Genomic DNA, 24,095 nt, shown 5'->3' on the forward strand with positions numbered 1-24,095 from the left:
ACGCCCGGGGCGTGGGCCCCGGGCGCTTGGTCTTGGAGGCTTATTCCATCAAGCCCAGTTCTTTGTAGGCTTTGGCCGCCCCGGGGTGCAGGGGTGCGGACAGGCCGTCCTGCACCATTTCAGCCGGGTCGAGGTTGGCAAAGGCCGGGTGCAGGCCGCGGAAGTCGTCGATGTTTTCCATGACGGCCTTGGCCACCACATACACCGTTTCTTCGGGCACGCTGGCCGATGTCACGAAGGTCGCACCGACGCCGAAGGTGGTCGTGTCACCGTCTGTGCCCTTGTACATGCCGCCCGGGATGGTCGCCACGCGGTAGAACGGGTTGTCTGCGACCAGCTTGTCGATGGCCTCGCCCGTTACGGACACAAGTTGCGCGTCACAGGTTGTGGTCGCTTCCTTGATCGCCGCCGCCGGGTGACCGATGGTGTAGATCATCGCGTCGATGTTGCCGTCGCACAGCTGCTTGGCCATCTCGGAGCCCTTGTATTCGGTCGCCAGAGCAAGATCGCCCATGCCGATCCCGAAGGCGTCCATGACCACTTCCATGGTGGCGCGCTGACCGGAGCCGGGGTTGCCGACGTTCACGCGCTTGCCTTTGAGGTCTTCAAAGCCCGAAATGCCGCTGTCGCCCCGCACGATCAGGGTGAAGGGTTCGGGGTGCACCGACATCACGGCGCGGATGTCCGGAAATGCTGCGTCCCCTTCGAACTTCGATGTACCGTTATAGGCGTGGTACTGCCAGTCGGATTGGGCCACGCCGAACTCAAGCTCACCGCCCTTGATCGTGTTGATGTTGTAGACCGACCCACCGGTCGATTCCACGGCGCAGCGGATGCCGTGTTCCTTGCGGGACTTGTTCACCAGACGGCAGATCGCGCCGCCCGTTGGATAATAGACGCCCGTGACGCCCCCGGTGCCGATCGAGATGAATTCCTGTGCTGTTGCAATGGGCGCTGTCATCAGCGCGCCTGCCACAACGGCGGCACCCAATTTGAGTTTCGCAAACATGACAAATGTCTCCCTTTGTTATGTGTCATTCGGCCCGGTATGTTCCGGACGCGTGGTTTGGTTTCTCTACCCTGCGGAAAGCTGCGGGAAGGTCAACCTTTGCGCGCATGTTTGGGCCATTCCCAAGAGGGCTTTTCAGCGTGTGCGTTTGCGGACATCTTTATGTGACCTGACCAAGGACCAGTCCCATGAGCCATGTGTATCCGCGCAATTCGAAATCGCCGCCGCCGATGGTGTCGCACGGGCAGGGGCCGTACCTGACGGATGTGGATGGCACGTCTTATCTGAATTGCGGCGATGCGGCGGTGTCCTGTCTGGGCCATGGCGATCCCCATGTGACCGCCGCCATCAAGGATCAGCTGGACAAGGTGGCCTTTGCCCATACCGGCTATTTCACGTCCCAACCGGCAGAGCGGTTGGCGGACAAGTTGGTGTCGGTGGCCCCGGGCGGGTTGGAGCGTGTCTATTTCGTATCCGGCGGGTCCGAGGCGATGGAGGCGGCGCTGAAGCTGGCCCGGCAGTACTGTATCGAGATCGGCCAGCCTGAACGTCACCACGTGATTGCGCGGCGCCAAAGCTATCACGGCAACACGCTGGGCGCGCTGGCCACTGGCGGGAATGCCGCGAGGCGTGCGCCGTTTTCACCGCTGCTGATGGATGTGAGCCACGTGTCGCCCTGCTATGCCTATCGGGGCCGAGAGGCGGGGGAGACGGAAGCCCAATATGTCGACCGTCTGATCGCGGAGCTGGAGGCGGAGATTGAGGCGCTGGGGCCAGAGACTGTCATGGCCTTTGTGGCCGAACCTGTGGTCGGCGCGACCTTGGGGGCGGTGCCGCCTGTGGGCGCCTATTTCGAACGGGTGCGCGCATTGTGTGATGCGCATGGCATTCTGTTGATCTTTGACGAGGTGATGTGCGGGATGGGGCGCACGGGCACCCTGTTTGCATGTGAACAATACGGTGTGGCCCCGGATATCTGCGCCATCGCCAAGGGGTTGGGGGCCGGGTATCAACCCATCGGCGCAATGCTGTGCAGTGCCGCCATCCACGACACCATTCGCGACGGCTCGGGCTTTTTTCAGCATGGGCATACCTATCTGGGGCATCCGGTGGCGTGTGCTGCGGCGCTGGCCGTGTTGGAACGGTTGCTGGATGACAATGTGCTGGCCCGCGTGCGCCCCTTGGGCGAAGCGCTGCATGACGCGCTGACAGAGCGGTTCGGCCAGCACGCTCATGTGGGTGACATACGGGGCGTGGGTCTGTTCCGGGCCATCGAGTTTGTGAAAGACCGTGAGACGAAAGCGCCGTTTGATCCTGCCGACAAGGTGCATGCAAGGTTCAAGGCGGCGGCGTTCGAGGCGGGGCTGATCTGCTATCCGATGGGGGGCACGTTGGATGGCACGCGCGGCGATCATGTGCTGCTGGCACCGCCCTTTGTGCTTGAGGACAGTCACGTGCAGGAACTGGTCGACACGTTAGAACATGCGATGCGGGTGACGTTTGATTAGAGGCCGCGTTTGACGATCTTGTAATGATCATTATGTGAAATTGTTCACCTTCACGACAATACACCTGCGCCGTGCAGTGCCATCACGGCCTCTTTGTAGAACTCTTGTGGCAAGGGGCGCCCCAGCGGTGCCTCTTTCATCAGGCGCATGGCAAGCTCCGGTTCGGAATAGAATGGCACCCGTGCAAGGTTGGCGATGGTCAATTTGACCTCCAGCCCCGAGGGCTGCACCTTGGCCACTGTCACCGGAGCCTGATTTTCGGTCGGCACATAGCGGATGCCGACAGCCACGCTTTGCCCGACAATCACGACGCTGGCCTTTTGAATGCCCAGAGGTGTGGTTTCGCGCGCCATTTCGTTCTGGATCCGTTTGCGGGCGCGGCGGATTTCGGGGCTGCCGAACATGTCCTTTTGTTCCTGTTTCATCTCGGAATGGGTCATTTTCAGATCGCGTTGGTGAATCCAGCGCTGGATCAGGATGTCGGGCAGCGCAAAGATGATGGCGATCAGGATCAGCCCGAAAAACAGGATGAACACGATCCAGAACCCGACGGACAGCAGGTCCTCAAGTCCCATCCGCGCCGCTTCGAGAAAGCTGCGCATGCCGATGCGGAACACCACATAAAGGAACGCCAGCGTGATCGCGGCCTTGAGCAGGCTTTTTGCCAGTTCGATCATGCCACGCACGCCGAAGATACGCTTGAGCCCCTGAATAGGGTCTATATTGCTGAGCTTGGGGGACAGCGGGTACGTCGAAAAGATGAAGCTGCCGCGCAGCGCGATGGCTGCGATCAGAAGCACCAGCGATGTGATCCCCGACAGGGCCAGCACCACTTCGATGGCTTTGCTCAACCCCCCTTCGAGCAGCGACGTGACCTGTTGATTGGTGGCGGTGCCCATGGCGGCAAGGCTCGCCTCGATCTGGCCGCGCAGGAAGGCCACGAGGCCGCCGAAGGACAGGAACAGGAACACGCAGCCGGTGGCGAGGCTGAGCGCCACGAACATGTCGACGAAATGTGCCACTTGCCCGCGTTTGGTCGCTTCGCGCATCTTGCGGGCGGAGGGCTGGATGGTCTTTTCTTCGCTGTCGCTCATCGCGGGGCCACCGCGCGCAGGAAGTCGAGGGCGACCGCATCGGTGGGCAGTGCCGCCATCATCAGCTTCATCATCGGGTCCCAAAACGCGACCAGCATGATGCAGAAGAGGATGTTCTTGACCATGGGCAGCATGCTGGAGAACGACAGCCGCCCCAGCATGCGCGAAATGCCGGACACGGCCAGATCGGACAACAGGAACGTCAGCACAAACGGGCCCGCCAACGCGACCGCAAAGAACAAGAGCCGCGTCAGCAGTGCGGCGATTTCATCAAGCGCCCCGCCATCCCAGACCGGGCGCATCGCGGGCATCGGCCAGATCAGGTAGCTGTCATAGATCGCCTGACACAGCAGGTGCAGCCCGCCCGCGCTGACATACAGCACAATCCCCACAAAGGTCAGAAGCTGTCCGCTGGCCGACACCTGCCCGCGCATGACGGGGTCCTGAATGCCCGCGTCCCCGATAGATCGCTGCGCATCCACGATGTCGCCCACGGCCTGAAACGCCCAGAAGGGCAGCGCGATGAACAGGCCAATGACCAGACCCACCAGCACTTCCTTGGCGATGACCAGCCAAAGCGAGATGGCCTCCATATCCGCGAGATCACCGATGACGGCGCTGGAGGTGGCAAAGATGGGCAGGGCAAATCCGATGGCGAGGCTGCCCTGCACCAACGGCCCCATCTCGGCCCGGCGAAAGACGGGGACGATGGCGACCACGCCGATCATCCGCGCCGCTGCCAGCGCCAGTTCGATGATCCAGCGCTTGAGCACCTGCATGGTCGGGAACAGGTCCGACGCATATTCCGGTGCCAGCTCCATCAGCGTCCGACGCTTTGAAATCCGACAAAGACCTTTTCGGTGTAGCGGACCAAAGGCGCGGTGAAGCTGCTGGCCATAATGGCAATGACCCCGACCACGGCCAGCAGTTTGAGTGTCTGGGGCAGTGTCTGTTCCTGAATTTGGGTGGCGGCTTGCAACAGCGACACGACAAAGCCCACGCCGCTGGCCGCCAGCAGGATGGGCACGACGATGGCGACGAAGATCAGCAGCGCCTCCATGATCAGGGTGGTTGCTCCGTAGTCCATGGCGTGCCCTCCTTAGGCGGCGTAGGTGAGGATCAGCCCCTCGACCAGCTTGTTCCAGCCATCCACCGTGACGAACAGAAACAGCTTCATCGGGGTGGAGATGATGTTGGGGGCGACCTGGCTCATGCCCATGGCCATCAGGATGGTGGTCACGACCAGATCGATGATGATGAATGGCAGATAAAGCAGCAGCCCGATCTCGAACGCGCGTTGCAATTCGGATACCAGAAAGGACGGGATCAGGATGCTCATGTCGGCTGCGCCGAATTGTTGGTCCGTCGTGTCCTGCCACAGGTCCTGTGCGGCCAGCATGAAGAACTCGCGACTTTCCATCAGGGTGAAGCGGGCCAGAAATTCGCGCGTGGGCTCGATCCCGCGTTGCAGGGCCGCGATCCATTCGGAAAACTGCTCGAACTCGGCCCCGTCCAGAAACACGGCCGCATAGGTTGCTTCGGCGATGGGGGCGGCGACAAAGGCGGTCAGGGCAAGGGCGATGCCGTAAAGCACAAGGTTCGGCGGCGTCTGCTGAATGCCCACCGCGTTGCGCACGATGAACAGCACCACGGCGATCTTCAGGAACGAGGTTGTGGTGACGATGAAGAACGTGAACAGCCCCAGACTGAGGCTGATCATCATGATCGGCAGCAGGTTGCCGTTCGATTCAAACATCGTCGTCGATGAGGCGATCCACCTGCACCGCAAGGCTCGCCCCCACCGTTGCCAGATGGCCGATGGCATAGGGCAATCCGTTCGCCTTGATCGTGACAGGGCAATCCCGCACGGCATCATCCATCAGGAACACCGTCCCGTTGGCCGTTTCGCACAGCTGGCCCAACTCGACCGTCTGGTGCCCGACCTCGAAGGTCAGTTTTATGGGCAGGTCTTCCAGAACACCGTCCGGGCCGACCCCTTTCATCATCTGTTCGGTCATCTCGCTCTCCATCTCTGTGACCGTCGCGCGGTTGCCGGTCAGGACCACCGCAGCCAGTGGTCTGCGACCAACCAGCACAACGCCTGTTTGTTGACCAAGGTGCAGACCGTAGGGGACAACCGCGCCGCCGCCTTCGATCTGGGTCAGTTCGGTCTGGCTGACATTCAGGTGCCCAAGGCTGATGCACACCGGCACGCGGATGTGCAGCGCCCGGCGCGACAGGGTTTTGGCCCGTGCAGGCGGGAACAGGGCCTGCATCAGCCGCTGCGCGAACCCGAGCGCGTTGGGATGTTTGGCGGCCCGCGCCCTGAGCGACAGCTGCGCCGCCTCTGATCTGAGCGCAAAGCCCTGGTCCCAGCAGGGCACATCCGGTGATGTCGGGCCGTCGTTCAGGGACAGGGTCACGTCCTGTCCCACCCTCAGCCCCAATGCCGCGAGGCCCGGTTCGGCCAGCAGGCTCAGAAGGATTTGCGCCAGTCCGGCGTCGGGCCTGTCGCCTTCAAGCCGGGGGAACAGGCGGCACAAGAGCTGCCACAGGTCTTCGGGTACGACATCCAGCCAAAGGGACGTACCCGCCAGCTCCAGGCTGATGGTCCACACGCGCACGGCCGCCGGGCTGGGGATCATGCAGATGTCAAAGGGTTTGCCGCCAAGCGCGATCCGCGCGGGATGGCAGGGGCGCAGCAGCGCATTCCACGCCGGTGCCGCTTCGCGCCGGGCCATGAACGTGGGCAACCCGTCGGGGGCAAGGCGCAAGCTACGCAGATGTTCCGTCATTGCCCTGCCCCCCCGTCGCTTGACCCGCGGCGCGACGTGCACAGGTCGTCCTGTTCGTCCTCTGTGCGGATGCCTTGCCGGTGTTCGGCGCTTTGGCGGACCTGGGTCATCAGGTCATCCCATGCGTCATCCTTGGAGTGTTCGCGCGCCAGCGCTCGGGCCTGTTTCGCCCGCGTCCTGTCGGCCCGTTCGACCCGGTCCCACCGTTCAAGGTGCTTGCGATCAGCCTCGGCCAGCGCATCGGCTTGCGCGTCGAGATTGGTCAATAGCGCGGTCAGGGCCTGACCATCTGCGCCCGTCTCGACCAGTTTGCCATAGGTTTCGCGTTCGGCTGCGGCCTTGGACGCCCGGCGGATCGTCAGAAGGTTGCTGCTGATGTCGTGCGCGCGCTTGGCGTCATTATGCGCCCGTTGCGCGTCGGCCAGCGCCCGTTCGGAGCGGCGGCGCCGGATCTCGCGCAAGTGGGCCAATTGGGTCAGGGTATCGGTCATTGCACCAGCGCCTCCAACCCGTTCAGCACCGCGCGCAGGTCTGCGGTTTCGTGCATGTCCTGCCTTAGAAACGCGTTGATGGCGGGGCGCAATTGCAGGGCCGCATCCGCGTCCGTATCGCTGCCTTCGGCATATTCGCCGACCTGCACGAGAAACGAGATTTCCTTGTATTTGGCGATGTGCCGCGCCACCTGCCGCGCGGCGGCGCAATGCGGTTCGGTGGCGACCTTGTCCATGAGGCGGCTTTTGCTGGTGAGCGGATCAATCGCCGGATAGTGCCGTTCGGCGGCCAGTGCCTGCGACAGGTGAATGTGCCCGTCGACAATGCTGCGCACCTCTTCGGCAAGGGGATCATTGTCGCCATCGCCCTCGACCAGAACGGTGTAAAATGCCGTGATAGAGCCTGTTTCCGAATTCCCTGCCCGTTCCAGCAGAGCAGGCAGGCGCGAAAAGACGGACACCGGAAAGCCGCGTCGCGCGGGCAACTCGCCTGCCGCCAGCGCGAGGTCGCGTTGGGCGCGGGCATAGCGGGTCAGGCTGTCGACCAGCAACAGGACCGACTTGCCCTGATCGCGGAAATACTCGGCCACCCGCGTCGCGGCAAAGGCTGCTTCGGCCCGTTCGATGGCAGGCCGGTCAGAGGTGGAGACCACCAGAACCGACTTGGCCAATCCGGTGGGTCCCAATGTGTCCTCGACAAATTCGCGCACTTCACGGCCACGTTCGCCAATCATCGCGATCACGCAGACATCGGCCTCACACCCGTTTGCGAGGGCGGCCAGCAAGGTGGATTTCCCGCCGCCCGCTTCGCCAAAGATGCCCATGCGCTGGCCCCGCCCGCAGGTCAGCAAACCATCGATGACACGCAGTCCGGTGCGGAACATCATGCGGACGGGCGGGCGGCGCATGGCGGCCGGTGGGTCCTGATGCAAGGGAACGGAGATTGCGGGACCGGCCACCGGGCCCTGACCGTCAATCGGGCGTGCAGCGGCATCGACAACGCGGCCCAGCAGCCCCTCGGACAGATCAATCCGGCGCTCGCCCCCTCGGGAAATGACCTCTGAGGACAGGGGCAGATGTTGCAGGCTGCCCAGCGGGATCAGCACGGCCTTGCGGTTCTGAAAGCCCACCACTTCGGCCTCGATCTCGACCGCCATGTCCGGCGAGCGGACCGTGCAGATGTCACCGATGCGCGCGGTTTGCAGGTCCGCGCGGATCACGGCGGCGTTGGCATCCACGATGCTGCCCGCCGCCTCGTAGACGGGCAGGTCGAGCAGGCTGTCCAGCGCTTTGCGGGTCATGTGCCCTGCCCCAATGCTGTGTCGAGCGCGCCGATGACCCGCTCCAGAGACCGTTCAAGGGACAGATCGATCTGGCCCATATTGGTTTTCAGGACCGCATGGCCCGCGCGCACCGTGGGATCGGCAGTCAGCGTCAGCCCAGCCACGGGCGAGCCTGCGTCAAGCGCGCGCAAGGCTTCTATTTCCGCCGGATTGACGGTCAGACTGAAGAACTGCGCACCCTCAAAGCTTTTCTGGACACGGCGCAGCGCCGCCTCCACCCGGGTGCCGGGGTCCATGTCGTCAATGATCTGGCGCAGCACCGTTTCGGCCATGTCGCGGGCCATGGTGGTGCGGGCCTGCGCCTCGTCCTGGGCGGCGGTGCGCAGCTGTGCGACGACACCCTGCGCGGTGTCCAGACCGTCCGCCAGACCCGAGGCAAAGCCATCTTCGCGCGCCTTGCGAAAGGTGGCCCGCGCAATGGCGCGCCAGCGCTCGGCCTCGGCCAGGATCGCTTCGCTGCGGTCGGTGGCCACACCAATTTCGGCCAGCGCCGCCTTGCCGTAAATGCCGGGGCGCAGGGGCATCACCGCCATTTCCTGCGTCAGGGAAAATCCGCGTTCCTGTGCCTCACCCATCGGACCCAAGCCCCTGTGCAACAAAGGAAAAAGCGTTTGTCAGGCGGTCCGGGTCCTGCGCGTTTTCTGCTGCGTTCATCAGCGCCACTTCGGCATCGGTCAGAAACACCCGCAGGACGGGCCCCTGCCCCGCTTCACGTCGCAACCACTGGCCGTGGCAGGTCTGCACGAGCGTCTCGAACCCGTCAGCCGTGCCGGGCAAACGCCACGGGCTGTCCGGGGCATCGGCCATCAGCAGGGCGGCGGCGTAATTCTCGGCCCCAAGCACGGACTGGATGTCGCGCACCTGACGGGCACCGATGGCTGAGCCGACCTCCCGCCCCAGCAAATGCAGCACGGCGCGGGTTGCCATGCGGCGACGCCCGGTCCGGCTGGCCTGCACATAGGTCAGAAAGGCGCGGGATGCGGGGGCCGAAACGTCGGGTGCCAGGCCAAGCGCGTCGGCGACACGTTGGACAAGTGCGGCCTGCGTCGCCGGGGCGGACCGGAGCGTGTCGGCCAGCCAGTGCGGCACAATAGTGCCCAAGGTTCGCTGTTGGACGTCCTGTGCGATCTGCAAAAGATCATGGGACAGCGACAAGGTGGCGGGGGTGTCTGCAAGCTCTGACATGCCCTACTCCGCCGGTTCGATGGCAAAGGTTTCGACCTGCGCAGGGGGCTTGCGCCGACGGAACAGCCAGACGCCAAGAAGCGTGGCAAGAAGCACCACCAGACCAACACAAGCGCCAGCAATCAGAACGAGGGGCGACGCAAAGCCCAGCGTCGCGACGTCAGGCGTCGGTATCAGGCGCGGCAGCGGACGGTGTTCGGGCACGGGCAACAGCACGACAGACACGTTTTCATAAGCGAGCTCTTCGATGCTGTTGGCGACAAGGGACTTGATCTGTGGCACCAGATTGGCGGGCTCCAGCCACCCGGCATGGCGGATGAAGACCGAAGCCGACGATGGCGTCGTGTCCCGCGACAGCGGTTTGGTCGTGGGCAGAACGACATGGGTGCGGGCCGATATCACACCGTCGATCTGGGTGATGGTGCGCGACAGTTCCTCGCTCATGGCATAGACGAAGCGGGCGCGCTCCTCCATTTCGGAGACGACAAAGCCGTTGCCCTGAAACACGTCGCCCAGATTGACGAAGTCGCGACGCGGCAGCCCCTGGGCCTGCAACACGTCCACGGCCTGCGCGAATTGCGCATCCTCGATCCGCACGGTGATCTGACCGGGCTGCACTTCGGTGCGTTGGGCATCCAGACCGGACTGGATCAGCACGGACAGGATTTCGTTGGCGTCGCGTTCGGACAGGCCGGTATAGAGGTCCGTCTTGCAGGCGGTCAGACCAACGGCCAGCACAAGGGGCAGCGCCACGCGGCTGCGGATCGTTCGAATTGTGTGCTGTGCCATCTCAATTGCCCGACATCAGCTTGTTCATCGAACTGGTCATCGATGTGCCGGTCTTGGCCACGATCTCGACCTCGACCGCGTGGCTGAAGGCGCCACTGAGGTTGCGCACCGACTCGCGCACCGTGTTGGAAAGCGTCTCTCCCTCGCTTTCCAACACGGCCGCGCCGTCTGTTCCCACCGTTTCCGGTGACAACATGCGCACACCCGGCTCGGCAGCGGGCTCAAATGCTTCGGTGCCTGCGACGGGGCGGGAGGTGATCGAATCCAGCCGCTCCATCAGCGCCGCTTTGGGCGATGGTTCGGTGTAGTCGGCTTGCTGGACTTCCAGAGCTTGCAGATCGGCCTCTTGCGCTTGCAAGGACGGCGATTGCCCCTCTGGTTGAACAGCGTCAATGGCGGCTGTCGTGGTGTCACCCATCTGGTGTTCCTTCCGTGTAACCCATCACGAATATCTCGACCGTCCGGGTCACAGCTTACGACAACCTTACCGAGGCACCCGGCGTCCGGGCTTGGGAAGGCGGTGAACAGATTCCCGCTCATTCACGGCATGGTTGTTGCCCGAATCGCGAATCGTTGGCATCGATATGGGGTGCGCCGGTCTTCTTTCTCTCCCCCGGATTCGCACGTCCAAAATTGCCAGAACAGCGTGCGCTGTTCGACAGGGAGGGGTGCATCATGAAGGTTCTGATCGTCGATGACGATGCGGCACTAAGCAGTTCATTAGACAAGGTTTTACGCGTCCAGGGCTATGTGACCGACAAGGTTTTCAACCTCGAGGAAGCCTATGCGGCGACGGATGTTTATGCCTATGATGCGGTGCTGCTGGATCGGCATTTGCCGGACGGGGATGGCCTTGAATTGCTGCGCCAGATGCGCGAATCGGCTGACCCGACGCCCGTGCTTTTGATGTCTGCCGCGCGGCCCAAAACCGATGACCGGATCTTTGGTTTGCGGTCGGGGGCTGACGACTATCTGTCAAAGCCGATGTCGCTGGACGAGCTGTCGATGCGGTTGAAATGTATCCTGCGCCGGCCCCGAAAATTGCAGACCAACATGGTCGAGATCGGGAACCTCGCCTTTGATCTGGACCAGCGACAGGCCATGGTCGATGGCCTGCATCTGCCGCTGGCCGCGCGCGAGTTGAGCGTGCTGGAATGTCTGGTGCGCGCTGCCAACCGCGTCGTGCGCCGCCAGCATATCGAGGAAAGCGCCTATGGCTTTGATGATGCGGCCTCGGCCAATGCGATCGACGTGTCGATGCACCGGCTGCGCAGCCAGTTGAAGAAGGCGGGCAGCACCGGTCAGGTGCACACGTTGCGCGGCATCGGCTACATCCTCAGCGCGGGACAGGCCTGATCATGCTGCCGGAAATTGCCATGATCTCGGCCGAGGCGGGCTGCACGTGGGAAGCGCTGGTCGCGCATCAGCTGCGCGCGCCCTTGGCTGCGCTGACCCAAAAGCTGACGCCGGGACAGACCATCGCGACCGAAGACGTGACACCGGATGTGCGCCGCATGTTGCGGCTGATCGATCAGCTTCAGGTCAGCGGGTCATGTACCTCTGATGCGGCGGCCTCGCCAGAGCCGTTCAACCTGCGCACCCTGACCCGCAACGCAGCGGCGATGCTGACCCCGCTGGCCTTGGCACGCGGGCAATCGCTGCAATTGAGGGACGTCGCATCGCATGACAGGCTGGCACTGGGCAAGGCGACCCTTGTGTCCGAAGCCATTGCCAACCTGATCGGCAATGCCATCAAATACGCGCCCAGAAACAGCCGCATTGATCTGGTGACGATGGGGGGTGGCGACATTTACGTGCTGGACCGCGGCACAGGTTTGTCGGGCAAGGATGCGACACGGGTGTTCAACCCATTTGTGCGCGGGCGGAACGCGGCAGATGACGAAGGATCGGGGCTTGGCCTTTACCTCGTCAAACGGATTGCCGATCTGAGCCATGGGACGGTTGGCTACATGTCCAGAAAAGGTGGCGGGGCCGTGTTTCGACTGCACCTGCCGCTTGCGTGACCGGGGCCTATTCGGCGGGGTCGAGGCCGTAAGCCTCCAGCACAGCGGCCATGGCTGCGTCCACCCCATCGAACCCTGCGTTGACCAGCCCCGAATTGGGCTGCCCTTCGGCCCCGTCCACGATCAGGGACCACACGCCCTGCCAAGCGACCGAGGCGTTGTCCGTCTGCTCCTCAAGCGCACCAAACAGGCGCACGGCATCTTCGGCGATCCCGTCCGGCACACCCAAATTCCGGAAGCTTTCCGCCGTGACCTCTGCGGGCCGTTCATCGCGGACAAGGATCTGTATCTGATCGGCCAGGGCTGCACTGCCGCGTTCGTCCAAGGTGGCTTCGACCAGATCGCGTGCGTCCCCGGCATCCCGTCCTGACGCTTCATAGATCTGCACCAGCGTATCCGTCAGATCAGCATTGTCCGCCCCGCCGGAGCCGCGCACCAGATCGGTTTCGGCCCGAGCACCGCCAACATCGACAGAGGCCTCTTTCTCGGCCTGCACGTCCTTGATTGCATTGATGAATGCGTCGTCCGGGTCCTCGTCTTCGACAGACAAGGACCTGCCAAACGAGGCACCATCGGTTTGTTTTGGAATACGTACCATGGACAGAAAACACGCCGACAGAAGATCACCCACCCGTTCACCATGAAGCGCCGGGTGCCGTCCGTCCAGTGTTCCTTTGTGCTGTTATTTGTCTGGGTCGGAAAGGTCCGCACCGTTGGTGAACGTGATATTTGCGTCCTCATCCAATGCAAAATTCGCCCCGGCCGCCGGATCGAGCGTGAAGGTCTGGTTCGTGTTGAACTGCACGTTGCCGTCGCTGATGCCAAGGGTCTCGTCCGGTGTGTCATCCGCCCCGAACAGACGTTCCAACACGTTGGAGTCGAGCGCAAGGTTCAGCAGACCGGGGACCTGATTGGGCAAGATGCCGCCTTCGGTCCCGGCCAGAACAAGGCTTTTGATCGCGGTCTCGATCGTGTCGGTGTTGCCATCTGCGGCAACGGCCGCGATGCCTTTCAGGATCGGATCAGCCTCGGTCCCGAGAACCCCGCTGGCGCGCAAGACGTTGACGCCGTTCAGCACGATCTCGTCCACCTCTTTCCAGTCCTGTTCGATCCCCTTGCTGACGCCCAGCAACACCGCGTTGAACTCGGGCCCAAGCAGGTTTGTGTTGGCAAGCACCTGCGTTGCTGCCTGGATCTGGCCTTCGGTTGTGCCCAACAGGTCGGGATCAGCCTTGAACGCGGCATAGCTTTGCGCGCCCTGCGACACGATGCGGGCGATGTCATCGGCCTCAAAATCACCCGCGATCAGTTCGGCCACGGCGGCAATCGCTGACACTGCGATGGACCCGTAGAGCGGCGCGTTGTTGACCACGGGTTTCTTGGCGTCCGTGTCCAGTCCGCCAAATGCGCTCAGGCCCTCGGCAAAAAGGTCGGTGTTCTCGGATGAGAACGAAATGTCCTCAAGCGCCTTGGACGGTGTCGTGAAAATGGTCGCATCCTCGAAACTGTCGAAATCAAAGGTCGTCTCTGCATCGAATGTCGGCAGCGTGACATCGGCAAAGTCGAACTCTGGCGTGTCGAAGGAAAAGTCAGAGGCCAGTGAAAAGTCGACATCGGTATCAAACGACACCGAGTCGTCAATGCTGAAGGAGCTGTCCGCGAAGTCGAAACTGGACGTGTCTCCGTTGAAGTCAAAGGATGTGTTGAAGTCTGAACCTGACATGGTCGTGTCTCCTTTTGTTGAAGGCATCCTGCGATCCCAGACTTTCGACCACCTTACAGCGATCACGGAATGTCGGGCCGAGGGTCGTAAGGCTCAGGACAGTTAGCCGCGCGATTGTCGGGGGCAGACACGAGGGAACATGCCATGAGCACAGCAGAGTTTTCGCACGACACCGCGACGCTTGGCGGGCGGCTCACGGTCGAGCCGGACAAGAAAGCGCCCGTCTTCCCGAACGACAAGACCACCGGCGGGGTGAGTGTCAGGGCAACCCTTGGCACCGACCTTGGTGCGACCACTGTCCCGTCATCCCAATTCGAAACGCTGGTGCAGGACGGCACGGGGCTTTCGAACGTGAGCCTGCCCCGCGACGATGATCCGCTGGCAGTGCTGGACGGATCGTTCGGTGATGTGTCGATCCAGGGCACGATCAGCCAGCAAGGCTCCAAGTCGTTCGAGGTGGGGGTCGACGCTGTCGCCTATGACCGGGGCGACGCAACGGACAACGAAACATTTGACCTGACGATCAGTGACGACGCCGCGCCATTCGCAATCAATGGCGTCAGCGGTGTGTTGACGGTCGATCCCCTCTTGCTTGATGCCGAATACAATCCCAACGCGGGCCGTGTGATCGCGGATGCAGTTGGTGAAATCCCCTTTGATCTGGACAATGCGATCCGGCTGAGCATTTTTGAACGGGCGGGCATCTCGCCGGACCTTGCCGTGAATGCAAGCGATGCCACTGGTTTCGTGATCACCGGCTGACGCCCCACGCCACCTTCCAATCCGCCACGCTTCCCCATTCCGCTCCTCTTTGGCGTCGGCCCGTGCCGACCTTTCGGTCAGTTGCTTCATGCAAATTGGGCTTGCAGGACGGTCGCCTGCAAGCCCACTGTTTCTCCGCATCCAAGGGAGGATGGATGCCGGATTGCAATTATCTCAGGTCTTTGGGATCGGGCAAATCACCGCTGGCCACGTTTGTTTGAAGTGCTGCTGGCGATTGAACGACAATGCTTTCGTTACCGTTCACGTCGCCGGAAGGGGCGATGTAGATCGGCATGTTAAGCTGCTGGCTTTTCGGCAATTCGGTCACTGTAAAGGAATCCGATCCAGTGCCGGTCCGGCCAAACCCCGAAACTGTGGGGATGTTGTCTGCGATTTTCTTGACCCAATCTGGCACAATGCCTGAACCATCGTCTTTTTTGCTTTCGGTGCTGTCGCCGTCACCGCCCTGCGGTTTCAGATCAATGTTGTAGCTTTGCCCATCTGTCCTGTCGGTCGAGATTGTACCGTTCTGACCGATAAAGGGCACGGACACCTGCAGCTTCACACCGCTGTCCTTGCGTACCCCACCGGCCGAGTTCGACCCGTTGGACACCTCCGATACCGCGACGTCCACATTCACCGGCACACTCACATTTGAATCCGCCGCCGTAATCCAGGCTTTCTGCTCGATCACGTTGGTTTCACGGGTGTTGCTGCGGGTGGTGCCTGTCACGTTCATATGGCCCAGCAAAACCTCGTCGCCGCCCGTTTCCGGCTTGGCATAGATCGGCACGCGGACATTGAAGGTCTGTTCAACCTCGGGCAATTCGTTGGGCGCTTCGATGAATTTTGTGGGCGGTTCGAGGGTGACCGTTTCGGTTGACCCGTCTGTGCGCGTGATGTCGGGCGTGCTGTCGGAATAGACCTGGATGGGGCGCTTTTCCTCGGTCTTCAGGGGTGTCCCGTCAAGAAAGCGCGGGTTCTCCAGCTTGATCTTGAAGCCGCCATTGTCCGAGTCGTGCTTGTTGAAATAGACCTGAGCGAGGCCGGTTCGCCCGTCTGACGTGCGGAATTTGACGGTTTCACCGACGGCAAACTTTTCGGCCTGGGTCTGGTTGACACCCTGGATCGAAATGATGGCCTGTGTATCCGGATCGGGGATGACCGAAGGTGTTGAACCGTCATTGATCGACCCATCGCGGATGCGTTCCGGGTCATCCGGCACTTCGCCAAGAGATCCGGAAGTGGAGTTGTTGAGTGCAGCCGTCCCGTCAAGCGTGTTGAGCACGAAGCCTTCGGGAAGCTGCTGCGAAAACTCGCCGGCGGCCACGGACTTGACGGTGTATCCCGCCAACGCCTTTTCCGCGCCTGCGACCGAGTTCTCGGCGCTGATGATGCGGTTGGCGGCTGTGACAACGGATGCGGGCAGGTTGGCGGCGTTGTTGTCCTTGACCAGGGCGATGGCCTGCTCCGGTGTCAGCGTCTCGATCGTGTCGATCAGCAGACGTTCCTTTGTCAGGCTATCGCGTGCGTTCTCCAGCCCTTCCTGTTCTCCCAGGATAGTTTCGCGTTCGGTCTCAAGCACGACCAGCTCGTTTTCGGCGACCTTGAGGTCTTCGATGGCAGTGTTCAGATCATCGGTGCGATCAACATATCCATCCAGAGACAGGCCACCTTCCTCAAGAACGGTGGTGCTGTCGATGCGGTCCACCAGCTTTTGATTGTCGATGACCCGTTGGTTTGCGGACTCGACGTTTTGCTTCTGGTTCTGGATCCGCCGATCAAGCCCCGCGACACGGCTGTCCAATCCGTTGATCTGGACACCCAGCGAACTGATCTCGCGATCCAGCCGGCCAGCGTCACCCGTCAGGCGGCGTTTTTCTTCCGTGATGATGGACGGCAAGGCATCCTTTGCATCCTCAAGGTTATCTTTCGCAGCCACCAGATCGTTCTCTGCCCCGACGTTGACGACGCGGTACAGGGGGTCTCCGACTTCGACAGTGTCCCCTTCTTTCGCGATCGGAATGATTTCTTCACCGCGCTGCAATGTGGGGTGTGTAAAGAAGCGGCGGAACGCGCCGCCATTGTCTTCGACCCCCGTCAGGCCATACACGCCCGCGTCAAGCTCTTCTGGGTTGGGGGGCAGATCGCCCGCTTCGTAAAACAAGCCGGTCGCGTTGGCGGAGGGCACAAGCCCGTCAAAGAATGATGTGGTCTGTGCGTTGACCTCCTTGCCGCCAAGAAACCCAAGCGGGTTGAAGGCTACCAGCTCGCCTTCGGGCCGGTCATTCAACCCTAATGCCCCCAGCTCAGCGTCAAAGGATGAGCTTTCGCCAGACGTGAGGTCTGTTGTGTCCCACGTCGGCAAATTGTTCGTGTCGTTCGTTGTGACGTTGTCGTTCATGGCTTGGTCCTCTGTTGCTGTTACGCAAAAGTCTAAGGGCCCAACCTTTTGACCAGCTTACAAAGACGGGTCTGTGTGCAAGGTATTTCCGGCGTCTGACATTGACCGAACTGCACAAGCGCACGCCGCTTGGCGCGACGGGGGCGGTGCAATGAGAAGATGTCCCGGCCGCGTTGCCTCAGGTGCCCGAATTGATGCCCGCCATGCGTGACAGCGACCGGTTGATGATGATCACCCGGCTCAGCGCCACCTGCCCCGCCTGATCCAGGATGATCAGCTTGGTGCGGCCCGGTGCCTTGCCGAACACAAAGATGGAGCTGTCGCTGACGATCTGCACATCGGCCACAGCCGGGTTCGCGACCAGAACGGATGTGGGGGTAAAGTCGATATACATCATCTGCCCGTCGCTTTCGATCATAGAGACAAAATCGGGGTTTTCGGCACCCAAGGGCAGCGGGGCCGCTATGAGGCAGGACAATACGGCACCAAATGCCGCGCGGGTCAGGGGGGTGGGTTTCATGTCATTCTCTCCATTAAACGACAGACTGCGGAACAGGGGCGGGCGTGACCGGATCGGCCTTGCCGTGACTGCTTTGGGTCAGCGCAATGGATTTCTTGCGGGCGTTGTAGCGCAGCGTGTTGGTGGGCACGATCGTGAAGTCGTCGCTCACCTCCTGAAACGACATAACTGCAAGGTCCATCGCGTTGCGGTTCAAAAAGGTCTTCAGATGCCGGCGGATATCCATGGAGGACATCAGCACCGGCTGCCGGCGCGAGTTCTCAAGGTTGTCCATCTGCTTGCGCAGGGCCGTGACAAGGCTGGCCGACATGTTTTCGTTCAGCACAAGGAATGACCCCATCGCCGTCTCACGGATATTTTCGCGCAAGGACTCCTCGGTGTCGCGTTCCAGCACGATGGCGGGCAGCACACGGCGGGCATTGGCAAAGCGTTCGCAGATCTGCTGGCGCAGGGCCACGCGGCAATATTCGACCAGCGCCAGCGGGTTGTCCTCCTTGCCGGTCCACGCCACCAGCGTCTCAAGAATGGTGCGCATGTTGTCGAGGGACACGCGTTCATCCAGCAGGCGGCGGAACACTTCGGTGACGGTCTGGATGGGAATGCCGCGCAGCACTTCGCCCACCAGCATGGGCGAACGTTCCTCGACCAGCGTCAGGATTTCCTTGGTCTCCTGAATGCCGACACAGCGGCCATAATTGCGCACAAGCGCGTCGCCCAGATCCTCGATCACCACGGCCAGCGGGCTCAGCACGGTCAGGCCGGTGTCGCGCACCGCGTTTTCATGGCTGCGCTCGACGGCCAGTCGGGTCTTCCAGGGGGATGCACGCGTGACGTCAAAGGGGATCTCGTGAATGCGCAGCGCTTCCTCGCCGTGGTTCACGAACACCGCACCGATATTGACGGACGCCCAAAGATAGGTCGCATGGTCAATGACCAGCTTGTAGGTCGACGGCTCGGCGCGCGTGTCTTCGCGCACGGCGATGGAACAACAGGTCAGGCCCGTCTCCTGCCGCACGCGCGCTGAAATCTCGGCCACGATGCGCCGTTGCTCGTCCGGGGAAAAGGCTTTGGTCAGGTCCGCCGCCATCTCGAACACCACATGGGACAGGGCCGCATCGCCAATGGGCGATCCGGGATCGACAACGGGATCACCGACCGCCCCCACCGTATCCGGGGCCAAGTCCAGCGCCGCCTCGGCGGCCTCTTCCTCGGCCTCCCTTCCCTGCCGCAGCGCCACGAAATAGGCCAGCACGACAAAGCTGGCGGAAATGCTCAGCAGGATGGTGGTGGGAAAGCCGGGCAGCACACCCATGACAAAGACGGCGAAGGCGGCCAGCGAAATGGCACGCGGGTCCGACAGGATCTGCGCGCTGATATCGGCCCCCACATTGCGCTGCTTGTCGGACTTCACGCGGGTGACGATGACGGCGGCCGTGATCGACATCAAAAGCGCCGGGATCTGTGTGATCAGCGCGTCGCCCACCGTCAACAAGGTGTATTTCAACAGCGCATCGCCAAAGCTCAGGTCGAACTGCGCCATCCCGATCATCAGGCCACCGACCATGTTGATGACGATGATGATCAGACCGGCAATGGCGTCGCCCTTGACGAATTTCATGGCCCCGTCCATCGACCCGTAGAACTGGCTTTCCCGTTCCAGGGTCAGACGTTTTGCGCGGGCCTGATCGTTGTCGATGTCGCCATTGCGCAGCTCGGCATCGATGGCCATCTGCTTGCCCGGCAACGCATCCAGCGTGAAGCGCGCGCCCACTTCTGCAATCCGTTCGGCACCTTTCGATACCACGATGAACTGCACGATGGTGATGATCAGGAACACAACCAGACCCACAATCACATTGCCCGCCACAACGATGCTGCCAAAAGTGTCGACGATGGCACCCGCATTGCCTTCGGCCAGGATCAGGCGCGTCGTCGTCACCGACAGGGAAAGCCGGAACACGGTTGAAATCAGGATGATCCCCGGCAAGGAGGACAGCGACAGCGGGCTGGTCACATAGATACCCGTCATCAGCAGCAGGATTGCCACGCCAAAGTTCAACCCGATCAGCCCATCGACCAGCAAGGTCGGCATGGGCAGGATCATCAGCAGAACAACCAGAAACAGCAGCAGCCCCACCGACACATCCGCAGAGCGGGGCAAACGGGCCAGCAGCGACATCATTGGATCACATCCTCGACCGACAGGCCGGACACTTTGCACAAGGACAAAAGCTGGGCCCACACCTCGCGCGCGGCGCGGGCTTCTGACCGGCGGCGCAGCAGCGTGGATTGCACCGACAGGGCAAAGGCCAGCTCGGTCGCGTCGTATTCATGCTCCAGCAGCGTGTCGATGTCGTCCAGAACGTGGTTGTAGTCCCCGATCTGCATGCGCGCCTTGAGGATCAGGCGGGTCAGGCGCACGGGGCGGGGGTCAAGGCCCGTGGCGGCAAGGCTGGCCAGCGCAAGGGCGCGCTTGGGGCGGTCCACATCATAATAGACCTCGGCCAGCAGGGTCAGAAGGGCGCGTTGTGCTTCGCTCAGGCCGCTCATCCTTTCAAAAACCCGTTCAGGAAGGATTCGAGATGCGCCAGCTTGCGCAACTCTCCGGCCACGACCCAGCGGCCATAACGGTCCGCGCGCGAGGGGTTGGGCAGCGCATCAATGGTGGCGATGACGCCATCAAGGGCCACACGCATCTCTGAAATGGCAAATTGCGCATCATCGCGCGGTTCGGCGGCCATCAGCTTGGCGGCCAGCAAGGCCAGATTGGCGTTGCCACCGGGCAGCGCGGTCAGACCGGGGGTCAGGTTCGGCTTGGGGGTCTCGTCAATATCGCGGGCAATGGGCGCGCGGCCGACCTCGAAGAAATCCGCTTCGCTGACGCGGTCGATGGGGCGATCCGTGGCGGACCGATCCGTTGATAAGCGTTGCGCATCGCGGCTATTTGGATTGACCCGAACCATCCTGAACCCCCTGTGTCTGCTCAGTTGAGCCGCGCAGCCTTACGACAACCTTGCGAGTGCCGTTCAGGAATGTGACAGCGCCCGGCGCGATGTCCGTCACGCGCCACGTTTTGCCGACAGAGGATCCGGCGATATGCTTGCGCCCCGCGATGACGACAAAGGGCGTGTCGGTGACCCAAACAGAGTCTATTACAGGGGGTTTGGGCACATCCGTACGGTCGGAGTAGAACACAAGGCCACTGGTGCTCAGCACGGCCCCGGTGAAGGCGGTGTCAAGTTCATTGCGGAAACGGGTCCACGCGCCCTTGCGCTTTTGGGGCAGCCGCCCGCTCAGCGCGATGGAGCCGCCGGTTTCGCGCAATGTCACATCCTCGAACCCCGCGCCGTCCAGCCGCGCGCGCAGAACCTCCACGCCGATGCGGGCCCCGGCATTGGGCACCACGCGGTCCACGGGCGCAGGCTCGGCCCGGATCACGGGCGCAGGTGCAGGCCCGGTGCGGGTCGCAGCCCACACATCCTCGATGGTGTAGATTTGAGAGGCCAGAAGCAGCAGCGCCGGGACCAGCACAAAGGCGGTCAGAACAGCGGCGCGGGTGCGGCCTGAAAACATACGTGGCGGTGGGCGGTCAGGTGCTGCAATGCGCAGCCTCACATCGCCCAGAAGTATCTCGTTCTGACCATACACACCGGTGCCATAGCCGGGTTCGATCACACCCTGATCCACAAGGGTCACGGGGCTTTCAACGGCCACGATCCGCAACCCCTCGGGGCCCAGATCAAGGCGGGCATGGGATTTGGCGATGCCGGGATCGGTCAGGACAATATCCGTGTCGACCGAATTGCCAAGGCTGTGGCGGCCGGGGTCCAGAACCAGTTCGGCCCCCGCATGACGCCCGGTTTCGACGCGTAGCGTGACATGGGTGTCCTTGTCTTTGCGACGATGTCGGGCCACGGCCAATCCTCCGAATTGTGCAGAACAGAAAAGCGCGATGCCGGAACCCACCGGCATCGCGTCTGCCAAGACCGATTACTTCGGGTTGACGTCTTTTTTGGCCGCGTTGAGGATCGTGCCCAACTCGGTCGTGAGGGTCCGCAGATAGATGTTGCGTTCCGTCGCGAGGTTGAAGGCTTCGATCATCTTCTGAACGGCGGCATCAAAGTCGCCGGATCCGACACCGGCCGTGCCGCTGTCACCGACGGCAGACCCGGTGGTGTTCGGGACTTCGTCTGCTGCGGCTTGATCGCCAAGTTGTGGGACATCAGTTGCTGACATAGTTTCTCTCCATCGTTGAGGTTGGTGGTTTCGTGTTCAACGACGGCCGACTATTCGTCGCCCGCCATCAGGTTGGTCAGTTGGATAAGGGCCTGCGCGATTGCGTCGACTGCCGCACTCGGATCGCTCAGTTCGCCGCTCATGCCGACTATGTCGGCGTAAAGCGCGTCGACTGATGCGCGCAGTTGCTGGTACTCGGCAAAGCTGGTGCCCTGCCCGCCATCGCTGGTCTCGCGGCTGGTCTCGATGGACTGGGACACCAGATCGAGAACCTGGTTGAGCAGCCCCGACGACCCGCTTTGCCGCGTGATGTCCTCGAGGATATCAAGCTCGGCCAGGAACCGCGTCATCTCTTCGGACAGGACCAGATCGGTGTCGCCGTCGCTGTTGTCGGGGGGCGTGGTGTCCGGCTCCTCGTCGGGCGTCTCGACCACGGGTGGCTCATCTGGGCTTGGGGCCGGGGCCACTTGCTGCACTTCGGAATTGTAGCCCTGCACCTCGAGGATCGAGAAGTCGGACGTGTCGGACGCGTTTTCGGTTGTGAAGGTCAGCTTGTCGAACGCGGCATCCACGGCAAAGGTCTGTACGCCGTCATTGTCGCCACGGACCTCCTTCTCCCAGACCATCACGCCATCTTTGTAGGCACGCACGGTTGCGGTTTCCTGCACGCCGTCGCTGTCAGCCTCCAGATTGGCCAACGTCACGACACCGTTCTCATAGCTCTCGCCAGAGTCGAAGGTCACAACGGCGGTGTTGTCGATCTCGCCCGTGTCGGTAAAGCCGATGCCCCAGTTGTCGGGCGTGTCTTCACCGCGGCCGATGGTCAGACCACGGTCATCTTCCGTGGACAGCGCACCCATCAACTTGTCGCGGCTAAAGAACTCGCCCACGGACACCATTTCGGTTTCTGGATCAGGGGCCTGACCCGGCGCCAACACGCGACCCTCATAGCGGCCTGTCTGGATATAGTGCTGCGCGGCCGCTGCCAGATCGTCGCCAAAGGCCTCTTGCAGGTCCGCGTTCGCGGCGAGGTAATCCGAGGCCGAAAAGGTGATCAAACGCCCTTCGTCTTCACCGGCGGCACCATAGTGGATTTCGGCCTGCCCCGCGTCAGTGCCATAGGCGTCCATCAGATCCGGATGGCTGGCGATGTATTCAAGGGCCTGCACATTGGTCCAGTTCTGATCGGGCACGCCCACATCATCGGGGGACAAAACGCGGTCTTCATTGCGTCCGGTCTCGATGTAGTGTCGCGCGGCGGCACCCACATCACCGCCAAAGGCGGCCTGCAGATCGGGGTTCGCCGCCAGATAGTCGGCAGCCGAGAATGTGATGCGGCGACCTTCGTCATTGCCGGTCGCGTTGTAGTGCACCTCGGCCTGCCCGACATCGGTGCCATAGGCATCCATCAGGTCAGGATGGCTGGCGATGTATTCCAGCGACTGCAGGTTGTCCCACGTGGCGTTCGGAATGCCCGCGTCAGGCACGGTGCCAATGTCAGGCGATGGGGCCGGGGCGGGTACCGGATCAGGGACAGGCGCCGGTTGACCGACGGCCACGTCCTGCTCAAGCAGCGCCATGGCCTGATCGAACAGCGCGGTCTTGACGTCAAAGCTGTCTGCTGCAATGGCATCACGCAACAGGGCCTGGGCCCGGTCAATCAGGCTGTCGCCCACAGGTGACTGTTCCGGCATCTCGACGGTTGGGGGCGTCGTCACCTCGGGCGTCGTGCCGGGGGCGGTTGTGTCGCCCGTGGTGTCGCGCATTCTGAGGTTGCTGTTGGTGATCTGGCTGCCATTGGCAAACAGACCGGTGTCGAGGCTCCATTGAATGCCGAACAGGTCAGTCATCTGGCCAAGGGACACGTTGTGGCCATCCTCCACATCACCCAGTATCTTGCCAATAACTTCCTGTGCCTCGGCGACGACATTGCGGCCGTTCACATTGATCTGACCGGGGTTCGAGGACCCGACAGTCGAACTCATGGTCAACTCTGTGACCAGCAGCTTCAGCTCCTTGAGCTTGTTGTAGGCCGCCGAATCCACGCGCACGACACCTCCGTCGGCAGTGGCAGCTGTTTCGATCTGTTCGATCAGCGTACCGATCTGCTGGGCCGTGGACTTGCCAAAGATATATTGCCTGTCCTGATTGCTTTCCGGGACCCAGCCGACGGTATTCGCGTCGCCCGTATTGATGCCGATATCTGTCATGT

Annotated in this window: 26 protein-coding genes; 4 read left to right on the forward strand and 22 right to left on the reverse strand. The window is 62.0% G+C overall.

Features of this window, described 5'->3' with window-relative positions:
• Positions 1-40: 40 nt before the first annotated feature.
• Positions 41-1,009: a TAXI family TRAP transporter solute-binding subunit gene (locus tag Q1A32_RS23320; RefSeq protein ID WP_299658266.1), complete on the reverse strand. Its 969-nt coding sequence runs from the start codon at positions 1,007-1,009 to the stop codon at positions 41-43.
• 188 nt (positions 1,010-1,197) lie between these two features.
• Between Q1A32_RS23320 and Q1A32_RS23325 the strand changes: the two genes are divergently transcribed.
• Positions 1,198-2,517, forward strand: a complete 1,320-nt coding sequence (locus Q1A32_RS23325; protein ID WP_299658268.1) for an aspartate aminotransferase family protein — start codon at positions 1,198-1,200, stop codon at positions 2,515-2,517.
• 50 nt (positions 2,518-2,567) lie between these two features.
• Here the strand turns inward: Q1A32_RS23325 and Q1A32_RS23330 are convergent, their stop codons facing one another.
• The 11 genes from Q1A32_RS23330 to Q1A32_RS23380 are packed head-to-tail and all read right to left on the reverse strand — an operon-like array spanning position 2,568 to position 10,632.
• Complete coding sequence (locus tag Q1A32_RS23330; RefSeq protein ID WP_299616200.1) at positions 2,568-3,611, reverse strand: flagellar biosynthesis protein FlhB; 1,044 nt, start codon at positions 3,609-3,611, stop codon at positions 2,568-2,570.
• The gene (locus Q1A32_RS23335; protein WP_299658270.1) at positions 3,608-4,432 is read right to left on the reverse strand and encodes an EscT/YscT/HrcT family type III secretion system export apparatus protein; all 825 of its coding nucleotides are present in this window, start codon (positions 4,430-4,432) and stop codon (positions 3,608-3,610) included. Before Q1A32_RS23335 ends, Q1A32_RS23330 begins: the two co-directional genes overlap by 4 nt.
• The gene (locus Q1A32_RS23340; protein WP_299616204.1) at positions 4,432-4,698 is read right to left on the reverse strand and encodes an EscS/YscS/HrcS family type III secretion system export apparatus protein; all 267 of its coding nucleotides are present in this window, start codon (positions 4,696-4,698) and stop codon (positions 4,432-4,434) included. The genes Q1A32_RS23335 and Q1A32_RS23340 overlap by 1 nt, the downstream gene beginning before the upstream one ends.
• A 12-nt stretch (positions 4,699-4,710) precedes the next feature.
• Positions 4,711-5,367, reverse strand: coding sequence for a type III secretion system export apparatus subunit SctR (sctR, locus tag Q1A32_RS23345; protein WP_299616207.1), 657 nt, complete (start codon positions 5,365-5,367; stop codon positions 4,711-4,713).
• The gene (locus tag Q1A32_RS23350; protein ID WP_299658271.1) at positions 5,360-6,406 is read right to left on the reverse strand and encodes a FliM/FliN family flagellar motor switch protein; all 1,047 of its coding nucleotides are present in this window, start codon (positions 6,404-6,406) and stop codon (positions 5,360-5,362) included. Before Q1A32_RS23350 ends, sctR begins: the two co-directional genes overlap by 8 nt.
• The gene (locus Q1A32_RS23355; RefSeq protein ID WP_299658273.1) at positions 6,403-6,897 is read right to left on the reverse strand and encodes a hypothetical protein; all 495 of its coding nucleotides are present in this window, start codon (positions 6,895-6,897) and stop codon (positions 6,403-6,405) included. Before Q1A32_RS23355 ends, Q1A32_RS23350 begins: the two co-directional genes overlap by 4 nt.
• Positions 6,894-8,198 carry a FliI/YscN family ATPase gene (locus Q1A32_RS23360; RefSeq protein WP_299658275.1) on the reverse strand — a complete coding sequence of 435 codons (1,305 nt, stop codon included), beginning with the start codon at positions 8,196-8,198 and terminating at the stop codon, positions 6,894-6,896. Before Q1A32_RS23360 ends, Q1A32_RS23355 begins: the two co-directional genes overlap by 4 nt.
• A complete protein-coding gene (locus Q1A32_RS23365) occupies positions 8,195-8,815 on the reverse strand; it encodes a FliH/SctL family protein (protein WP_299658276.1) in 621 nt (206 codons plus the stop codon). The genes Q1A32_RS23360 and Q1A32_RS23365 overlap by 4 nt, the downstream gene beginning before the upstream one ends.
• Positions 8,808-9,425, reverse strand: a complete 618-nt coding sequence (locus tag Q1A32_RS23370; protein ID WP_299658277.1) for a hypothetical protein — start codon at positions 9,423-9,425, stop codon at positions 8,808-8,810. The genes Q1A32_RS23365 and Q1A32_RS23370 overlap by 8 nt, the downstream gene beginning before the upstream one ends.
• 3 nt (positions 9,426-9,428) lie before the next feature.
• Positions 9,429-10,214 carry a type III secretion system inner membrane ring lipoprotein SctJ gene (gene sctJ / locus Q1A32_RS23375; RefSeq protein ID WP_299658279.1) on the reverse strand — a complete coding sequence of 262 codons (786 nt, stop codon included), beginning with the start codon at positions 10,212-10,214 and terminating at the stop codon, positions 9,429-9,431.
• A 1-nt stretch (position 10,215) separates the two neighbouring features.
• Positions 10,216-10,632, reverse strand: coding sequence for a hypothetical protein (locus Q1A32_RS23380; protein ID WP_299658281.1), 417 nt, complete (start codon positions 10,630-10,632; stop codon positions 10,216-10,218).
• A gap of 257 nt (positions 10,633-10,889) precedes the next feature.
• Here Q1A32_RS23380 and Q1A32_RS23385 point away from each other — a divergent pair, with 257 nt between their 5' ends.
• Positions 10,890-11,570: a response regulator transcription factor gene (locus tag Q1A32_RS23385; RefSeq protein ID WP_299616223.1), complete on the forward strand. Its 681-nt coding sequence runs from the start codon at positions 10,890-10,892 to the stop codon at positions 11,568-11,570.
• 2 nt (positions 11,571-11,572) lie between these two features.
• A complete protein-coding gene (locus Q1A32_RS23390; protein ID WP_299658282.1) occupies positions 11,573-12,238 on the forward strand; it encodes a sensor histidine kinase KdpD in 666 nt (221 codons plus the stop codon).
• Positions 12,239-12,245: 7 nt separating this feature from the next.
• Here Q1A32_RS23390 and Q1A32_RS23395 read toward each other — a convergent pair whose 3' ends face one another.
• Together Q1A32_RS23395 and Q1A32_RS23400 are read right to left on the reverse strand one after the other, a co-directional pair.
• Positions 12,246-12,869, reverse strand: a complete 624-nt coding sequence (locus Q1A32_RS23395) for a hypothetical protein (protein ID WP_299658284.1) — start codon at positions 12,867-12,869, stop codon at positions 12,246-12,248.
• Positions 12,870-12,920: 51 nt separating this feature from the next.
• On the reverse strand, positions 12,921-13,961 hold the full coding sequence (locus Q1A32_RS23400) for a hypothetical protein (RefSeq protein WP_299658285.1): 1,041 nt from the start codon (positions 13,959-13,961) through the stop codon (positions 12,921-12,923).
• Positions 13,962-14,105: 144 nt separating this feature from the next.
• On the opposite strand from Q1A32_RS23400, the gene Q1A32_RS23405 reads away from it, so the two are divergent.
• Positions 14,106-14,723 carry a hypothetical protein gene (locus Q1A32_RS23405; RefSeq protein ID WP_299658287.1) on the forward strand — a complete coding sequence of 206 codons (618 nt, stop codon included), beginning with the start codon at positions 14,106-14,108 and terminating at the stop codon, positions 14,721-14,723.
• Positions 14,724-14,892: 169 nt separating this feature from the next.
• On the opposite strand, the gene Q1A32_RS23410 is transcribed toward Q1A32_RS23405, so the two are convergent.
• From Q1A32_RS23410 to Q1A32_RS23445, 8 genes are all read right to left on the reverse strand, one after another.
• The gene (locus Q1A32_RS23410; protein ID WP_299658289.1) at positions 14,893-17,127 is read right to left on the reverse strand and encodes a hypothetical protein; all 2,235 of its coding nucleotides are present in this window, start codon (positions 17,125-17,127) and stop codon (positions 14,893-14,895) included.
• Between the two features lie 178 nt (positions 17,128-17,305).
• The gene (locus Q1A32_RS23415) at positions 17,306-17,647 is read right to left on the reverse strand and encodes a pilus assembly protein N-terminal domain-containing protein (RefSeq protein WP_299658290.1); all 342 of its coding nucleotides are present in this window, start codon (positions 17,645-17,647) and stop codon (positions 17,306-17,308) included.
• A gap of 13 nt (positions 17,648-17,660) precedes the next feature.
• A complete protein-coding gene (gene sctV / locus Q1A32_RS23420; protein ID WP_299658292.1) occupies positions 17,661-19,829 on the reverse strand; it encodes a type III secretion system export apparatus subunit SctV in 2,169 nt (722 codons plus the stop codon).
• The gene (locus Q1A32_RS23425; protein ID WP_299658294.1) at positions 19,826-20,197 is read right to left on the reverse strand and encodes a hypothetical protein; all 372 of its coding nucleotides are present in this window, start codon (positions 20,195-20,197) and stop codon (positions 19,826-19,828) included. The genes sctV and Q1A32_RS23425 overlap by 4 nt, the downstream gene beginning before the upstream one ends.
• Positions 20,194-20,610: a hypothetical protein gene (locus Q1A32_RS23430; RefSeq protein ID WP_299658296.1), complete on the reverse strand. Its 417-nt coding sequence runs from the start codon at positions 20,608-20,610 to the stop codon at positions 20,194-20,196. Before Q1A32_RS23430 ends, Q1A32_RS23425 begins: the two co-directional genes overlap by 4 nt.
• Complete coding sequence (locus Q1A32_RS23435) at positions 20,588-21,562, reverse strand: FHA domain-containing protein (protein ID WP_299658298.1); 975 nt, start codon at positions 21,560-21,562, stop codon at positions 20,588-20,590. The genes Q1A32_RS23430 and Q1A32_RS23435 overlap by 23 nt, the downstream gene beginning before the upstream one ends.
• A 75-nt stretch (positions 21,563-21,637) precedes the next feature.
• Positions 21,638-21,883, reverse strand: coding sequence for a hypothetical protein (locus Q1A32_RS23440; RefSeq protein ID WP_299616165.1), 246 nt, complete (start codon positions 21,881-21,883; stop codon positions 21,638-21,640).
• 50 nt (positions 21,884-21,933) lie between these two features.
• Entirely contained in the window at positions 21,934-24,093 is a 2,160-nt protein-coding gene (locus tag Q1A32_RS23445; protein ID WP_299658300.1) for a hypothetical protein, read from the reverse strand.
• Between the last annotated feature and the right edge of the window lie 2 nt (positions 24,094-24,095).

Source organism: uncultured Tateyamaria sp. (assembly GCF_947503415.1).
Classification (GTDB): domain Bacteria; phylum Pseudomonadota; class Alphaproteobacteria; order Rhodobacterales; family Rhodobacteraceae; genus Tateyamaria.

What these genes read in the sequence shown, in the direction of transcription:
- Q1A32_RS23320 (WP_299658266.1), bottom strand. Translation starts at nt 1,009, where the DNA reads ATGTTTGCGAAACTCAAATTGGGTGCCGCCGTTGTGGCAGGCGCGCTG.
- Q1A32_RS23325 (WP_299658268.1), top strand. Translation starts at nt 1,198, where the DNA reads ATGAGCCATGTGTATCCGCGCAATTCGAAATCGCCGCCGCCGATGGTG.
- Q1A32_RS23330 (WP_299616200.1), bottom strand. Translation starts at nt 3,611, where the DNA reads ATGAGCGACAGCGAAGAAAAGACCATCCAGCCCTCCGCCCGCAAGATG.
- Q1A32_RS23335 (WP_299658270.1), bottom strand. Translation starts at nt 4,432, where the DNA reads ATGGAGCTGGCACCGGAATATGCGTCGGACCTGTTCCCGACCATGCAG.
- Q1A32_RS23340 (WP_299616204.1), bottom strand. Translation starts at nt 4,698, where the DNA reads ATGGACTACGGAGCAACCACCCTGATCATGGAGGCGCTGCTGATCTTC.
- sctR (WP_299616207.1), bottom strand. Translation starts at nt 5,367, where the DNA reads ATGTTTGAATCGAACGGCAACCTGCTGCCGATCATGATGATCAGCCTC.
- Q1A32_RS23350 (WP_299658271.1), bottom strand. Translation starts at nt 6,406, where the DNA reads ATGACGGAACATCTGCGTAGCTTGCGCCTTGCCCCCGACGGGTTGCCC.
- Q1A32_RS23355 (WP_299658273.1), bottom strand. Translation starts at nt 6,897, where the DNA reads ATGACCGATACCCTGACCCAATTGGCCCACTTGCGCGAGATCCGGCGC.
- Q1A32_RS23360 (WP_299658275.1), bottom strand. Translation starts at nt 8,198, where the DNA reads ATGACCCGCAAAGCGCTGGACAGCCTGCTCGACCTGCCCGTCTACGAG.
- Q1A32_RS23365 (WP_299658276.1), bottom strand. Translation starts at nt 8,815, where the DNA reads ATGGGTGAGGCACAGGAACGCGGATTTTCCCTGACGCAGGAAATGGCG.
- Q1A32_RS23370 (WP_299658277.1), bottom strand. Translation starts at nt 9,425, where the DNA reads ATGTCAGAGCTTGCAGACACCCCCGCCACCTTGTCGCTGTCCCATGAT.
- sctJ (WP_299658279.1), bottom strand. Translation starts at nt 10,214, where the DNA reads ATGGCACAGCACACAATTCGAACGATCCGCAGCCGCGTGGCGCTGCCC.
- Q1A32_RS23380 (WP_299658281.1), bottom strand. Translation starts at nt 10,632, where the DNA reads ATGGGTGACACCACGACAGCCGCCATTGACGCTGTTCAACCAGAGGGG.
- Q1A32_RS23385 (WP_299616223.1), top strand. Translation starts at nt 10,890, where the DNA reads ATGAAGGTTCTGATCGTCGATGACGATGCGGCACTAAGCAGTTCATTA.
- Q1A32_RS23390 (WP_299658282.1), top strand. Translation starts at nt 11,573, where the DNA reads ATGCTGCCGGAAATTGCCATGATCTCGGCCGAGGCGGGCTGCACGTGG.
- Q1A32_RS23400 (WP_299658285.1), bottom strand. Translation starts at nt 13,961, where the DNA reads ATGTCAGGTTCAGACTTCAACACATCCTTTGACTTCAACGGAGACACG.
- Q1A32_RS23405 (WP_299658287.1), top strand. Translation starts at nt 14,106, where the DNA reads ATGAGCACAGCAGAGTTTTCGCACGACACCGCGACGCTTGGCGGGCGG.
- Q1A32_RS23410 (WP_299658289.1), bottom strand. Translation starts at nt 17,127, where the DNA reads ATGAACGACAACGTCACAACGAACGACACGAACAATTTGCCGACGTGG.
- Q1A32_RS23415 (WP_299658290.1), bottom strand. Translation starts at nt 17,647, where the DNA reads ATGAAACCCACCCCCCTGACCCGCGCGGCATTTGGTGCCGTATTGTCC.
- sctV (WP_299658292.1), bottom strand. Translation starts at nt 19,829, where the DNA reads ATGATGTCGCTGCTGGCCCGTTTGCCCCGCTCTGCGGATGTGTCGGTG.
- Q1A32_RS23425 (WP_299658294.1), bottom strand. Translation starts at nt 20,197, where the DNA reads ATGAGCGGCCTGAGCGAAGCACAACGCGCCCTTCTGACCCTGCTGGCC.
- Q1A32_RS23430 (WP_299658296.1), bottom strand. Translation starts at nt 20,610, where the DNA reads ATGGTTCGGGTCAATCCAAATAGCCGCGATGCGCAACGCTTATCAACG.
- Q1A32_RS23440 (WP_299616165.1), bottom strand. Translation starts at nt 21,883, where the DNA reads ATGTCAGCAACTGATGTCCCACAACTTGGCGATCAAGCCGCAGCAGAC.
- Q1A32_RS23445 (WP_299658300.1), bottom strand. Translation starts at nt 24,093, where the DNA reads ATGACAGATATCGGCATCAATACGGGCGACGCGAATACCGTCGGCTGG.